This window comes from Amycolatopsis speibonae, assembly GCF_042647925.1.
In the GTDB taxonomy this organism is placed as follows: Bacteria; Actinomycetota; Actinomycetes; order Mycobacteriales; family Pseudonocardiaceae; genus Amycolatopsis; species Amycolatopsis speibonae.
The window spans coordinates 140,026-154,369 of sequence record NZ_JBHRWK010000079.1; the positions used below are offsets into that span (position 1 = coordinate 140,026).

General features: G+C 70.6%; 10 protein-coding genes. 8 read left to right on the forward strand and 2 right to left on the reverse strand.

The annotated features are described in order from the left end of the window. Positions 1–51: 51 nt before the first annotated feature. Both ACFOSH_RS37355 and ACFOSH_RS37360 read left to right on the forward strand, forming a co-directional pair. Positions 52–2,745, forward strand: a complete 2,694-nt coding sequence (locus ACFOSH_RS37355; protein WP_378245275.1) for an MMPL family transporter — start codon at positions 52–54, stop codon at positions 2,743–2,745. Then, positions 2,745–4,805 carry an ABC transporter permease gene (locus ACFOSH_RS37360; protein WP_378245277.1) on the forward strand — a complete coding sequence of 687 codons (2,061 nt, stop codon included), beginning with the start codon at positions 2,745–2,747 and terminating at the stop codon, positions 4,803–4,805. The genes ACFOSH_RS37355 and ACFOSH_RS37360 overlap by 1 nt, the downstream gene beginning before the upstream one ends. 174 nt (positions 4,806–4,979) lie before the next feature. Here ACFOSH_RS37360 and ACFOSH_RS37365 read toward each other — a convergent pair whose 3' ends face one another. Together ACFOSH_RS37365 and ACFOSH_RS37370 are read right to left on the reverse strand one after the other, a co-directional pair. Continuing rightward, positions 4,980–7,406, reverse strand: a complete 2,427-nt coding sequence (locus tag ACFOSH_RS37365; RefSeq protein WP_378245279.1) for an ABC transporter permease — start codon at positions 7,404–7,406, stop codon at positions 4,980–4,982. Continuing rightward, the gene (locus tag ACFOSH_RS37370) at positions 7,406–8,134 is read right to left on the reverse strand and encodes an ABC transporter ATP-binding protein (RefSeq protein WP_378245347.1); all 729 of its coding nucleotides are present in this window, start codon (positions 8,132–8,134) and stop codon (positions 7,406–7,408) included. Before ACFOSH_RS37370 ends, ACFOSH_RS37365 begins: the two co-directional genes overlap by 1 nt. Positions 8,135–8,235: 101 nt before the next feature. Here ACFOSH_RS37370 and ACFOSH_RS37375 point away from each other — a divergent pair, with 101 nt between their 5' ends. The 6 genes from ACFOSH_RS37375 to ACFOSH_RS37400 all read left to right on the forward strand — a co-directional run bounded on the left by ACFOSH_RS37375 (position 8,236) and on the right by ACFOSH_RS37400 (position 14,339). Beyond that, complete coding sequence (locus tag ACFOSH_RS37375; RefSeq protein WP_378245281.1) at positions 8,236–8,907, forward strand: response regulator transcription factor; 672 nt, start codon at positions 8,236–8,238, stop codon at positions 8,905–8,907. Beyond that, positions 8,904–10,280 (forward strand): sensor histidine kinase, encoded by a 1,377-nt coding sequence (locus ACFOSH_RS37380; RefSeq protein ID WP_378245283.1) that lies wholly within the window; start codon positions 8,904–8,906, stop codon positions 10,278–10,280. Before ACFOSH_RS37375 ends, ACFOSH_RS37380 begins: the two co-directional genes overlap by 4 nt. 78 nt (positions 10,281–10,358) lie before the next feature. Beyond that, complete coding sequence (locus tag ACFOSH_RS37385; protein WP_378245285.1) at positions 10,359–10,565, forward strand: heavy-metal-associated domain-containing protein; 207 nt, start codon at positions 10,359–10,361, stop codon at positions 10,563–10,565. A gap of 44 nt (positions 10,566–10,609) precedes the next feature. Further along, positions 10,610–11,521, forward strand: a complete 912-nt coding sequence (locus ACFOSH_RS37390; RefSeq protein ID WP_378245287.1) for a hypothetical protein — start codon at positions 10,610–10,612, stop codon at positions 11,519–11,521. Continuing rightward, positions 11,518–13,761: a heavy metal translocating P-type ATPase gene (locus ACFOSH_RS37395; RefSeq protein ID WP_378245289.1), complete on the forward strand. Its 2,244-nt coding sequence runs from the start codon at positions 11,518–11,520 to the stop codon at positions 13,759–13,761. Before ACFOSH_RS37390 ends, ACFOSH_RS37395 begins: the two co-directional genes overlap by 4 nt. A 116-nt stretch (positions 13,762–13,877) precedes the next feature. Next, the gene (locus tag ACFOSH_RS37400; protein ID WP_378245291.1) at positions 13,878–14,339 is read left to right on the forward strand and encodes an ATP-binding protein; all 462 of its coding nucleotides are present in this window, start codon (positions 13,878–13,880) and stop codon (positions 14,337–14,339) included. Positions 14,340–14,344: the final 5 nt, after the last annotated feature.

A 14,344-nucleotide genomic window follows, 5' to 3' on the forward strand; every position in this document is an offset into this window, starting at 1 on the left:
ACAGAGTGCATTACGATACGCGTTGTATCCAACGAGTGCCGGGAGCCGATCGTGTCGTCATTCCTCTACCGCCTCGGCAGGCTGGCCGCTCGCGGGCGGGTGCTGGTCACCGCGTTGTGGCTGGTGGTGCTGTGCGTCGCGGGCGGGGCGGCGCTGCTGTTCGGCCAGGGCACCGACGACACGTTCGCGATCCCCGGCTCGGAGTCCCAGGAAGCGCTCGACCATCTCGGCCGCGTCTTCCCGCAGGTGAGCGGGACTTCGGCGCAGCTGGTCGTGCTCGTCCCCGAGGGACAGCGGGCCGACTCGGCCGTCGTACGCGACGCCGTCACCGCGGTGGCGCCCGAGCTGACCGGGGCACCGCAGGTCTCGGCCGTGGTGAATCCTTTCGACGCGGCCGTGCACGACGCGGTTTCCAAGGACGGCCGCGCCGCGCTGGTCACCGTGCAACTCGACGTCGGACTGGCCGACATCCAGCCCTCGACCCGGACCGCGCTCGCCGGGATCGCGCAGGACATGGAGAACCGGATCGGTCACGGCACCGAGGTGCTCACCGGCGGCGACGCGTTCTCGGACAAGGTGCCGAAGCTCAGCCCCACCGAGGGGATCGGCCTCGTCATCGCGCTCGTGGTGCTGCTGATGGTGTTCGGTTCGTTCATCGCGGCGGGGATGCCGCTGCTGACGGCGATCCTCGGCGTCGGGGTCTCGGTGGCGCTGGTCTACGCGGCGACGTCGGTGGCGACGGTGTCCTCCACGGCGCCGATGCTCGCGGTCATGCTCGGCCTCGCCGTCGGCATCGACTACGCGCTCTTCCTGCTTTCCCGCCACCGCGACCAGCTCGCCGACGGGCTCGAAGTCGAGGAGTCCATCGCCAGGGCGACAGCGACCGCGGGATCCGCCGTCATCTTCGCCGGGCTCACCGTGGTGATCGCCCTGCTGGGCCTGTTCGTCGCCGGGATCCCGTTCCTGACCGTGATGGGTGTCGCGGCGGCGGGAGGGGTCGCCGTCGCGGTGATCGTCGCCATCACCCTCATCCCCGCGCTGCTGGCGTTCGCCGGTGAGCGGCTGCGGCCCAAGAAGCCGCGCAAGGTCAAGCGCAAGAAGAAGGCGCGCTTCAGCCTGCGCTGGGTGCGGCTCGCCACCAAGTCGCCGTGGGTGACGATCGCGCTGATCGTCGGGGTGCTCGCGGTGGCTTCGGTGCCCGCGCTGGACCTCCGGCTCGCCTTGCCGGACAACGGGACCGACGAGGACGGGACCCCGGCCCGCGTCGCCTACGACGTCGTCGCCGAACATTTCGGGCCCGGCTTCAACGGTCCGCTGGTCGTCACCGCGGACATCCTGTCGACCACCGACCCGGTCGGGATCACCGACGGCATCGCCGACGACATCCGCCGGGTGCCCGGCGTCGCCGTCGTCCCGCTCGCCACGCCGAACCCCAAGGGCGACACCGCGATCATCCAGGTCGTGCCCACGACCGGCGCCTACGACGAGGCGACCGACGAACTCGTCGAACGGCTGCGGTCGATGGAAGGGCAGTTCAAGGACCGCTACGGCGTGCAGACCGCTGTCACCGGGTTCACCGCCGTCGGCATCGACGTGTCCGCGAAGCTCGGCGACGCGCTGCTGCCGTTCGGCGTCCTGGTCGTCGGGCTTTCCTTGGTGCTGCTGGCGATGGTGTTCCGCTCGGTGCTGGTACCGCTCAAGGCGACCTTCGGCTACCTGCTCTCGATCGGCGCCGCGTTCGGGGCCACCTCGTTCGTGTTCGGACAGGGACATCTGGCCGACGCGCTGGGTGTGACCCGCACCGGCAGCGTGATCAGCTTCCTGCCGATCATCCTGATGGGTGTCCTTTTCGGACTCGCCATGGACTACGAAGTGTTCCTCGTGTCCCGGATCCGGGAGGACTACGTCCATCACGGCGACGCGCACAAGGCGATCGAGACGGGTTTCGTGTCCGCGTCGAGAGTCGTGACAGCGGCGGCGGTGATCATGCTCGGCGTGTTCGCCGCTTTCGTGCCCGACGGCAGCGCCACGATCAAACCGATCGCGTTCAGCCTCGCCGTCGGCGTGTTCGTGGACGCCTTCCTCGTGCGGATGACGCTCGTCCCGGCGATCCTCGCGCTGCTGGGGCCGCGCGCCTGGGGCCTGCCGCCGTGGCTGGACCGCAAGCTGCCGGTGTTCGACGCCGAGGGCGACGGTCTCGTCCACGAACTCCGGCTCGCCGATTGGCCGGCGCCCGGCTCGTCCGAAGTGATCAGCGCCGCCGGTCTCCGCGTCGACGACGATCGCGGTCGCACCGTCTTCCGCGACATCGAACTGCACCTCGGCCCCGGCGAGATCCTCGCCGTGCACGGTTCCGGCCCGGCGGGCAAGAGCGCACTGCTCTACGCGCTCGCCGGTCGTGTCCCGCACGTCCGGGGCGATCTGAAGGTCCTCGGCCGGGTGCTGCCGCAGCACGCGCACGCGGTCCGCCGGAACGCCGCCTTCGTCGCCTGCAAGGAAACCGACGATCCCGCCGGTGAGGTCCGCCGCGCGCTCGACGACGGCGTCGGGCTCGTCTTCCTCGACGACCTGGACACCGTCGTCGCCACCGCTCAGCGCGCCGGGTTGAGAGAGGCGTTCGCGAGCAGGGCCGCGACGTTCGCCGTGTCCTGCCAGAGTCTCGCCATCGTGCGGGATCTGCTGCCCACCACCGCCGTCGCGGGCCTCGCCATGGCGCCCGCCCCCGTCCCCGCCGAGGTCCGCTGATGTCCCGCTTCTTCACCGGTTCCGCCCGAGCGACCGCCTTCGGCCCGCTGAACTGGAAGACCTGGCTCGGGATCGTGCTCGTCCCGGTGATCGTCGCGCTCGGGCTGGCGTGGGCGTTCTTCTCGCCCGATGACAACCACGGCGCGGCCAAGGCCGCCGTGGTCAACGCCGACGAGCCGGTCACGGTGAACGGGCAGCTGATCCCGCTCGGTCGTGAACTGGCCGGAAACCTCGTGCACGGCGAGGATTCCGCGTACACCTGGGTGCTCACCGACGCCGAGGACGCGAAGAAAGGCATCTCCGACGGGACGTATTCGACGGTCGTCATCATCCCGCCGAACTTCTCCGCGCAGGCCACGTCGACGTCGGGGAAGCCGCTCGACGCGAAGCAGGCGATCATGCGCGTCGAGACCTCGCAGCGCACCGGTCTCGTCGACCCGGTGGCGAGCCGGGAGGTCGCGAACGCGACGCTCACCGCCCTGAACCGGCAGATCGTCGAGACCTATGTGGACAATCTGTACCTCGGGTTCTCCTCGATCCACCAGCAGCTGGTGACCGCGGCCGACGGCAGCGACCAGCTCGTCGTCGGGCTGCGAGGACTGTCCGACGGGACCGGGAAACTGGCCTCGGGCGCCGGAGAACTCGCCGGTGGGGCGGGAAAACTCAGCGGTGCGGCCGGACAACTGGCGGATGGTGCTCGTAAGCTCGCAAACGGCACCGGGCAGCTCGCGACCGGGTCCGGGCAACTCTCCTCGGGGCTGACCCAGGCCGAGAAGGACACCGCCCAGCTGCCCCGGCTGACCAGGGAATTGGCCGACGGGGCGCAGCAGGTCGCGAACGGCAACAAACAGCTGGCCGACAAGATCTCGCCGCTGGCGGACAAGGTCGTCCGGATCATCGACGCGCTGCCCACGGCGGGCGATTCGGCACGGAAGTTCGCCGAACTCGCACAGAAGTGTAGTGGTGACAACAAGTTCTGTGCCGATCTGAAAGCCGCTTCGGAGAAGTTCACGGCCGACGCCGAGATCCTCGACGGCAAACGCGCCGAGATCCGCGACGCCGTCGTACAGACGAAGAAGGCCGTACAAGACCTTTCGGCCGGTTCCCAGAAGGTCGCCGACGGGAACAAGCAACTCGCGGACCGGTCGAAGGAGCTGGCCGGCGGTATCGGTTCGGCGGCCGACGGCGCGCGGAAGCTCAACGCCGGTGTCAAGGAAGCCGATTCCGGTGCGCGGCAGCTCGCCGACGGATCCGGCCAACTCGCCGGGGGCGCGACCACCTTGTCCACCGGTGCGGGCGATCTCGCCACCGGCGCCCGCGCCGCCGCCGATGGCAGTCAACGCGCCGAATCGGGCGCCTCGGAACTGGCCAAGGGCCTCAACGACGGCCGGGGCAAGGTGCCCGACTACACCCAGGCCGAACGTGACCACCTGAAGCAGGTCGCCGCCACCCCCGCGATCGCCGACACGGCGGGATCGGGATCGTTCGGCGAAGGCGCGGTGGCGCTGATCCTCGTACTGGCCCTGTGGGTGTGCGCGCTGGCGACATACCAGGTGATCCAGGCGGTGCCGCCGAGCGTGCTCACCACCCGTGAACCGAGCTGGCGGATCATCCTCGCCTCCGCCGTCCCCGGCGCGACGCTGGCGGTGCTGACCGCCCTGATCCTGACCGGGGTGTTCTGGGCGTTCCTCGGGCTGAGTTTCGGCAAGGCGGTGACCCTGCTGGCGGTGCTCGTGCTCGCGGCCGGGACGTTCACCGTGGTCAACCAAGCACTGGTGGCGATCTTCAAACGCCCCGGCCGCTTCGCCGCCCTGGCGATCCTCGTGCTCACTGTCGCCGCTTCGCTGGTCTCGACCGTGCCTGGCTTCTTCGGGACCGTGCTGGGGATTCTGCCGACCAATGGCGCTCTGGTCGCCTTGCGGTCACTGCTGACGGGGACCGACGGGCTGACGTCGGGGATCGTGCAGCTGGTGGTGTGGCTGGGGATCGGGACGCTCGCCATGATCCTGGTGACGGACCGGCGGCGCTCCTTGCCGGGACGGGAACTACGGCTGGCTTGAGGCGGTTTCAGCCGTGGTGCCTGCTGGCTGCGGCCGAGCGTTGGTCCAGTCCGTGAAGGCCTCCTTGCCTACCCTGAAGGTAGTGAAGGAGGCCTTCACTACCTTCTAGATCGCCACATGCACCTCACGTGCACCAGCCGACCCACCGACCAGCCCGACCGCGCCACCAGAGCGTCAGTCCGTCGCGATACCCGCGACGAGTGAGTCCCGCCCCGCCCGCCGGGCAGGAACCAAAGCCGCCAGCGGAGCCGCGGCGAGAGCCGCCGCCACCAAGACCCCCAACCGTCCCCAAGGCGGCGCGAACACGATCGGCTCGCCGCCGCCCGACGCCACCTCCGTGATCAGCCAAGCGGACGCGATCCCCACGAGCAGCCCGCAAGCGGCGCCGAGGACCGCGACGAACACCGACTCCGTGGTCAGCGCGGCGCCGAGCCCGCCGCGGGTGAGACCGAGTGCGCGCAGCAGCGCCGATTCCCGCGTCCGTTCCAGAACGGACAGCGAAAGCGTGTTCGCGATCCCGGCGAAAGCGATCAGCACCGCCAGCGCGGTCAGCGCCCACATGAGGTTCAGCGTGTCCCGCAGCGGCGCGGCCGCCTCTTCCTTGAGTTCCTGGAAACTGCTCAGTTTCGCGAGCGGCGCGCCGGACAGCGCCTGCTCCAGCGACGACCGGGCCTGCTCGGGATCGGTGACCTTGACGAGCACGCTCCCGTCGTAGCTTTCCCCGTTCATGGCGAGTTTCCCTTGTTCCGCGAGGTCGACGAGCGCGAAGCCCAGATCGACTCCCGGCGCGTCGACACTGTCGTAGATCGCCACCACGCGCAGGGAGCGCACGGTGCCGCCGACGGCGAGCCCGGTCTGCTCGGCCAGGTCCTTGCTGATGGCGATCTCGCCGGGGCCGAGCCGGTCGAGGCGGCCGGAGAGCACCGTCGGGCGCAGGAGGTCGCCGCTGACGGCGGTCAGCTGGAACGTGCCGTACTCACCGAAGTCGCCCGAGAACGACCGCCGGGTCGAGGTCGCGGTCACGCCGGGCACCGCCGCGAGGGTGTCCGCGAGCGTGGCGGGGAGGGGCTGGGTCGCGACCACCGAGGTGACGGTGAAGTCGGCGGCGACTTGCCCGTCCAGCCCTTGGCTCCGGCCCGCTTCGACACCGGCGGCCACGGTGGTCGCGAGCGCGACGACGGCGAGGCCGATGGTGAGCGCGGCGGCGCTGGCGGCGGTGCGTTTGGGGTTGCGGTCGGCGTTGAGCGCGGCCAGGTCGGCGGGCTGTCCCGGCACGAGCGAGCCGAGCGCCCGCACGACAGGTCCCGCCACCAGGGGGCCGGCGGCCAGTGTCGCGCCGAGCAGCGCGACCATCGCCGCCATGGCGAGGGCGGCGCCGTCCTCCACTGAGGACTGAAGGGCCACCACACCCGCACCGACGCCGGCGGCGAGCAGGATCAGCGCGACGATCGCGCGCGGCCGTCCGGCGCGCTTGGCTTCGGTGGGTGTCCAGAGCGCTTCGATCGGCGCGACCCTGGTCGCGGACCACGCCGGGATCGCCGCCGCGAGCGCGGTCACCAGGATCCCGATGGCCACGGCGGCGAGCACGGTCCGCGTGGTCAGCGGGAGATACACGGTCTCCTGGCCCGCGACGGTCTGCAACACCGCGGCGACACCCAGCCCGCCGAACAGCCCGGCCACGGACGCGACCGCGCCCACCACGGCCGCCTCGATGAGCACACTGCCGAAGATCTGCCGCTTGCCGGCGCCGACGCAGCGCAGCAACGCCAGTTCGCGTGCTCGCTGGGCCACGAGGATGGTGAAGGAGTTGGTGATCACCATCGCCGCCACCACCATGGCGAGGACCGCGAAGGCGGTGAAGAACTTCGCCAGGCCCGCCGTGTCCGGCGCGGTCTCCCGCAGCAGCCGGGCCGCGGCCTCCTTGCCGGTGACCACCGAGACACCCGGTGTCTTCTTCAGATCCGCGACGAGCCGTGCCTTGTCGGCGCCGGGGGAAGCACGCACGACGATCTCGCCGAACGTCGCCGCCGGACTGATCTGCCGCAGCGTTCCCAGCGGTACCACCAGAGTCGCTCCGCCCAGACCCGCGTCGGTCGGGCGGCTGAACGTGCCGACCAGCGTCAGCGGGTGACGGCCACCGGTTTCGTCCAGCACGGTCACGGGACCGCCCAGAGCGAAGCCTTCGGCGCTGTTCCGTTCCATCGCGACTTCGCCCGCGCCTTGGGGAAAACGGCCTTCGGCGAGGTCGTAGGGGCGCATCTTCTCGTCGGTGCTCAACGCGGTCGCGGCGGCGTCTCGCGGACGTCCGTCAGGGCCGAGCACCGGCGCGCTGACGCCGCCTCGGCCCTCCGCGGCGGCGACACCCGGTACCTGCCGGACCTTCGCCAGCGTCGCGTCGTCGAGGTCGAGGCCCCGTTTGGCGTCGATCGACGCGTCCACGCCGCGCGTCTCGTAGGCGACCGCGTCCCGCAGTCCCGCGCCGACGGCGTCCGTGAGCACGAAGGATCCGGCCACGAAGGTGACGCCCAGCGTGACGGCGACGGCCGACAGCAGCAGCCGCAGCGGCCGGGCCTTGAGCCCGGCGAGCACGGTTCGCAGCATCACGCCCCCAGACCGGTGAGCGCGCCGAGCACGGCGTCGGCGGTCGGCCGGGGGATCCGCGCGGCGATCCGGCCGTCGGCCAGCAGCACCCCGTGATCGGTGTACGAGGCCGCCACCGGGTCGTGGGTCACCATCACCACCGTCTGGCCGAGTTCGCGGACCGAGGTGCGGAGGAAGTCGAGCACCTCGGCGCCGGACCGCGAGTCGAGGCTGCCGGTGGGCTCGTCGGCGAACACGACGTCCGGCCTGCCGACGAGCGCACGGGCACACGCCACCCGCTGCTGCTGGCCGCCGGAGAGTTCGCCCGGTTTGTGCTTCAGGCGCCGCTGGAGCCCCAAGGTGCCGACGACGGTGTCGAACCACGCCGGATCCGGGCGCCTGCCCGCGAGCCGGAGCCCGAGCAGGATGTTCTCCTCGGCGTTCATGGTCGGCAGGAGGTTGAACGACTGGAACACGAATCCGACCCGGTCCCGGCGGAGCCTGGTCAGCTGGGCGTCGGACAGGCCGGTGAGGTCTGTCCGTCCGATGTGGATCCGTCCACTGTCGACGGTGTCCAATCCGGCGAGGCAGTGCATGAGTGTCGATTTGCCCGAACCCGACGGTCCCATGATCGCGGTGAACCGGCCTCGGGGGAAGTCGAGCGACACATGGTCCAGTGCCCGGACCGCCGTGTCGCCCCGGCCGTAGACCTTCGAGACATCGATCGCGCCCGCGGCGGGACCGTCCATTGTGTTCATTTCACGATACTGGCAAGAAGCACCTGAACGGTTCCTGAAACAACCTGAAGAACGCTTCAGGAACGCTGACGGCGATCTGGGAGGATCGAGTCATGCGTGTGCTCGTGGTGGAAGACGAAATGCGGTTGGCCGAGACCCTCCAATGGGGACTCGAGGCCGACGGCTACGCGGTCGACCTCGCCCACGACGGTCTCGAGGGCCTCGAACTCGCGCAGCTGTACCCGTATCAGGTGATCGTGCTGGACATCATGCTCCCGAAGCTCAACGGCTACCGGGTCTGCGCGGCGCTGCGGGAACGCGGGGTGACCACTCCGATCCTCATGCTGACGGCGAAGAACGGCGAGTACGACGAAGCCGAGGCGCTCGACACCGGAGCCGACGACTACCTGAGCAAGCCGTTCTCGTACGTCGTGCTCACCGCCCGGCTGCGGGCCCTCACCCGCCGGGGTGCGGCGGGGTCGGCGGGCGTGCTGGAGTTCGGCGACCTCGTGCTCGACCCGGCGAAGCGGACGTGCCGTCGTGCCGGGACGCCGGTGTCGTTGACCACCAAGGAGTTCGCGGTCCTCGAATGCCTGCTGCGCCACGGCGGGCAGCTGGTGACGAAGCGCGAGATCCTCGAACAGGTCTGGGATCTGGCCTACCGGGGCGACCCCAACATCGTCGAGGTCTACGTGAGCGCGCTGCGGCGCAAACTGGACGCGCCGTTCGAACGGCACACCATCGCGACCGTGCGCGGCGCCGGCTACCGGCTGGTGACCGAATGACCGGCTGGTGGCCCTCGTCGGTGCGGTGGGGCACCGCGCTCTCGGCGGCGCTGCTCTGCGCGATCGTGTTCATCCTCGGCTGGCTGGGTACCCGTGAGCTGCTGAGCAGGCAGCTGTCGGGCAGCGCCATCAGCGCGTCACGTGCCCAACTGGACGGGCTGGCCGAGACCTACCGGACCGGGCGGCCGATGTCACCCGCCGGCGACGCCCTGTTCGAGGTGGTCGACGAGGCCGGACGGCCGGTGGTGAGCAGCGAGAACCTGCGCCGCTGGGATCCCGCGTGGACGCCGTTGCCGCCCGCGCCCACCGGGGCGTCCGCGGGGTGGACGATCACCACCAAGGCCACGCTGAAGCCCGGCGACCATCCACAGTGGCGTGAATATCGCGAATACACCGTGGTGGGCAGGGTGATCGACAGCGGCGCGCAGCGGCACACCGTCTACCTCTTCGTGCTGCCGTGGGACACGCTCCGGACGCTGGGCACCTTCGACGACACCCTGCGCTTCTTCGTCCCGCTCGCGGTGCTGATCACCGCGCTGGCCGCTTGGCTCGCGGCAGGGCGGGCGCTGCGGCCGGTGGAGGCGATCCGCCGTGAACTGGCCGAAGTCAGCGGGAGCAGGCTCGACCGCCGGGTGCCGGTGCCGCCGTCCCGTGACGAGATCGCCCGGCTGGCCACCACCACGAACGCGACCCTCGACAGGCTTCAGCAGGCCTATGACCAGCAGGAACGGTTCGTCGCCGACGCCAGCCACGAACTGCGCAGCCCGCTCGCGAACCTCCGCACCGGACTGGAGGTCGCGCTCACCCACGCCGATCGCGCGGATTGGCCCGCCGTCGCCCGGCAGTCGCTGCTCGACGTCCAGCGGCTGCAACGCATCACGGCCGATCTGCTCCAGCTGGCCGTCGACCCGGCTGAAGTCCCCGCGCCGGAAGGTGTCGTCGACCTCGCCGACGTGGTGGGGGAGCAGGTCGCCGAACGCGCGCTCGAATCCGGGCCCGCCGTAGTGTCCGATGTGGACGGTCCGGTGCCGGTGTCCGGCGAGCCCGTCCAGCTGGAACGCCTGCTGCGGAACCTGCTCGACAACGCCGTGCGGCACGCGCGTTCGACCGTCACCGTGCGGCTCCGGCGGGAGGCGGGGGAGGCCGTCCTCGAAGTGCTCGACGACGGCCCCGGCATCCCCGTCGCCGATCGCGAGCGCGTCTTCGATCGTTTCGCCCGGCTCGACGACGCTCGCGCCCGGGACGCGGGAGGCACCGGCCTCGGGCTCACGCTCGCCAGGGACATCGCTGTCCGGCATGGCGGATCGCTGCGGGTGGCGGACGGCGATCCGGGCGCCCGGCTGATCGCGCGCCTACCCCTCAGGGGTATGTGACGAGCGTCGCTCCCTGATACCCCGCAGGGGTACCCTCAGGCCATTGCGGTACCCCCCTGGGGTATGTACGTTGGGTCCATGAGCGAAACGACTTACACCGTCACCGGGATGACCTGCGGCCACTGCGCGACTTCGGTCACCGAAGAGGTCTCCAAGATCGACGGCGTCACCGACGTCCGGGTCGATCTGCCCACCGGCACCGTGACCGTCACCGGTTCCCGCGAACCCGCGGCCGCGGACATCCGCGCCGCCGTCGAAGAAGCCGGATACCGACTGACCGCCTGAGCGGCTCCACGATCGCGGGTGGCACCCGCACTAAGGACATCACGATGAACACAGCAGCGAAGCTCTCCGCCTACGGTGTGGTGCTCGCCCTGGTCGCCGGTGGCGGCTGGGCGGCCGGAACCGCTGTCGGTCCGCATCCCGGCGCCGCCGGCGTGCCCGGTGGCGAGGACGCCGGGCACTCGGACACCCACGGCGGCACTGTCGCGGAAGCGGCGCAGGTCAAGCAGGACCACGAGCCCGCCGGGCTCGCGTCGTCCAGGGGCGGCTACACCCTCACGCCCACCACCACGACGCTCATTCCCGGCACGACGGCCCCTTTCACCTTCCGGATCCTCGGCGCCGACGGCGCGCCGGTGACCGCCTACGAGGTCGAACACGAAAAGCGGATGCACCTCATCGTCGTCCGCCGCGACACCGCGGGCTTCCAGCACATCCACCCCGAACTCGGCGAGGACGGCACTTGGTCCGTTCCGCTGACCGTCGGCGACGCGGGGGTCTACCGCGTCTTCGCCGACTTCAAGCCCAGCGGTGGCGAGGCGACGACCTTGGGGGCCGACGTCTTCGCCGCAGGTGACTTCCGGCCGGCCGAACACCGGCCCTCGCACGTCGCGGAGGTCGACGGCTACCGGGTCGAGCTCGACGGCGAACTCGCGCCGGGCACGTCGTCGAAGGTGACGCTGACGGTCACCAAGAACGGCCGTGAGGTCACCGATCTCCAGCCGTACCTGGGCGCTTACGGGCACTTGGTCGCGCTGCGTGGCGGCGACCTCGCGTACCTGCACGTCCACCCGGACGGCGAACCCGGTGACGGCCGGACCGCGGCCGGTCCCGCGGTCACGTTCTTCGCCGAGGTCCCGACGGGCGGCACCTACCGGCTGTTCCTGGACTTCCGGCACGGGGACAAGGTCCGCACCGCCGAATTCACCGTCGAGACAGGGGAAGGGAGCCACCGATGAGTACGGAAACCGTGCGGGTGGCCGACGCCGAAGTCGAACTCGCGATCACCGGGATGACCTGCGCCTCGTGCGCCATGCGCATCGAACGGAAGCTGAACAAGCTCGACGGCGTCACCGCCACGGTCAACTACGCCACGGAGAAGGCGAAGGTCAGCTACCCGGCCGACGTCGAGCCTCGGCTGCTGATCGAACAGGTCGAGGCGGCCGGGTATTCGGCTGCGTTGCCGGCGGTGGAGAAGGAAGAACCCGCCGAGGAGACCGATTCCACTGCACCGTTGCGGCAGCGGCTGATCGGTTCGGCCGTGCTGTCGGTGCCGGTGATCCTGCTGGCGATGGTGCCGGCGTGGCAGTTCACCTACTGGCAGTGGATCTCGCTGACGCTGGCCGCGCCGGTGCTGGTGTGGGCGGCGTGGCCGTTCCACAAGGCGGCGTGGGCGAATCTGCGCCACGGCGCGGCCACCATGGACACCCTGATCTCGATGGGCACGCTCGCCGCGTTCCTGTGGTCGTTGTACGCCTTGCTGTTCGGCACCGCCGGAACGCCGGGGATGACGCATCCCTTCGAACTCACCGTCCAGCGGATGGCCGGTGACGGCAACATCTATCTCGAGGTCGCCGCCGGGGTCACGACCTTCATCCTCGCCGGACGCTATTTCGAAGCGCGGTCCAAGCGGCGGGCGGGCGCGGCACTGCGCGCCCTGCTCGAACTCGGCGCGAAGGACGTCGCGGTGCTCCGCGACGGCAAGGAAGTGCGCGTCCCGATCGGTGAACTCGCGGCGGGCGAGGACTTCGTGGTGCGGCCGGGGGAGAAGATCGCGACGGACGGCGTGATCACCGAAGGCGCGTCGGCGGTCGACGCGAGCATGCTCACCGGCGAGAGCGTTCCGGTGGAGGTCGTCCCCGGCGACACGGTGGCGGGGGCGACGGTCAACGCGGGCGGCAGGCTCGTCGTCCGCGCGACCCGGGTCGGCGCCGACACGCAGCTCGCGCAGATGGCGAAGCTCGTCGAGGCGGCCCAGACCGGGAAAGCGCAGGTCCAGCGGCTGGCGGACCGGGTGTCGGCGGTCTTCGTGCCGATCGTCATCGCGCTCGCCGTCGGCACGCTGATGTTCTGGCTCGGCACCGGCGGTTCGGTCGCGGCCGCGTTCACCGCGGCGGTCGCCGTGCTGATCATCGCCTGCCCGTGCGCCTTGGGCCTGGCGACGCCGACCGCGCTGCTCGTGGGCACCGGCCGGGGCGCACAGCTCGGGATCCTCATCAAGGGCCCGGAAGTGCTGGAATCGACCCGCGCCGTCGACACCGTCGTCCTCGACAAGACCGGCACCGTGACCACGGGGCAGATGTCGCTGGTGGCGGTCCACGTCGCCGACGGTGTCGACGAGGAGACGGCGCTGCGGCTGGCAGGCGCGCTGGAGAACGCGTCGGAGCACCCGATCGCGCAGGCGATCGCCCGCGCGGCACGGGAACGCACCGGGGAACTCCCGGCCGTCGAGGAGTTCGCCAGTCTGGAAGGCCTTGGTGTGCAAGGGATCGTCGATGGTTCGGCGGTTCTCGTGGGCCGGAGTGCCTTGCTGGAACAGTGGAGTCACCACCTGATGGCCGAGCTGGCGGAAGCCAAAGCCGCCGAGGAGAAGCTCGGCCGCACGGCGGTCGTGGCCGGCTGGGACGGGGAGGCCAGGGCGGTCCTGGTCGTCGCCGACACCGTGAAGCCGTCCTCCGCCGAAGCGATCTCGCGGTTGCGGGAGCTGGGGCTGACCCCGGTCCTGCTCACCGGTGACAACGAGGCCGTCGCCCGCGCGGTGGCCGCGGAGGTCGGGATCGAGACCGTGATCGCCGAGGTGCTGCCGAAGGACAAGGTCGACGTCGTCGAACGGCTCCAGGGCGAGGGCAAGGTGGTGGCGATGGTCGGCGACGGCGTCAACGACGCGGCCGCGCTGGCCCAGGCCGACCTCGGCCTGGCGATGGGCACCGGTACCGACGTCGCCATCGAGGCCGGGGACCTGACGCTGGTCCGCGGTGACCTGCGGGCGGCGGTGGACGCGATCCGGCTTTCCCGGCGGACGCTGCGCACCATCAAGGGCAACCTGTTCTGGGCCTTCGCCTACAACGTCGGCGCGCTTCCACTGGCGGCGGCGGGCCTGCTCAACCCGATGATCGCCGGTGCCGCGATGGCCTTCAGCTCGGTCTTCGTGGTGTTCAACAGCCTGCGCCTGCGCGGGTTCCGGAGCATCGCCGCTTGAGGGGAACGCCCGCTGATCCTCGTGTCGGGTTCGACACGGGTTGATCGGCGGGCGTTCTGGGTAACCCGATCGTGCGACTTCAGCAGAGAGGTCGCGTTACGGGGAAGGGTGGCTCCATGATCAGTATCGCGGAGCATCCGGCGCCGGGAACCTGGGTGCTTGACCTGCGAGCCACGACGCCACGGGCGTTGCCGGACATGCGTGCCTGGGTGGTCAGATGCCTGCCGGACCTCGGTGACGGTCATCGTGACGACGTCCTGCTGGCGGCGACGGAACTGGTCGCCAACGCCTACGTGCACGGAGGTGGCGCACGCCACATTCAACTGTGGCGAGGCGTTTCGCCGTGCGCTGTCCGCATCGAAGTCGCCGACGTCAGTATCGAGCAGCCCCGGGCACGCTGTTCCCAGATCGAGGACCCGCGCGGACGCGGGTTGCTCGTCGTCGACGGGGTCGCGGTGCAGTGGGGCGTCCGGCGTGAGCGGGTGCGCGGCGGGAAGATTGTCTGGGCGCATATCCGCTGTGGTGGCGGCTGCCCGGAAGCGCTCCCGCGGGTGCGCGGGAAGCGCTCCCGGATCTGACCGGA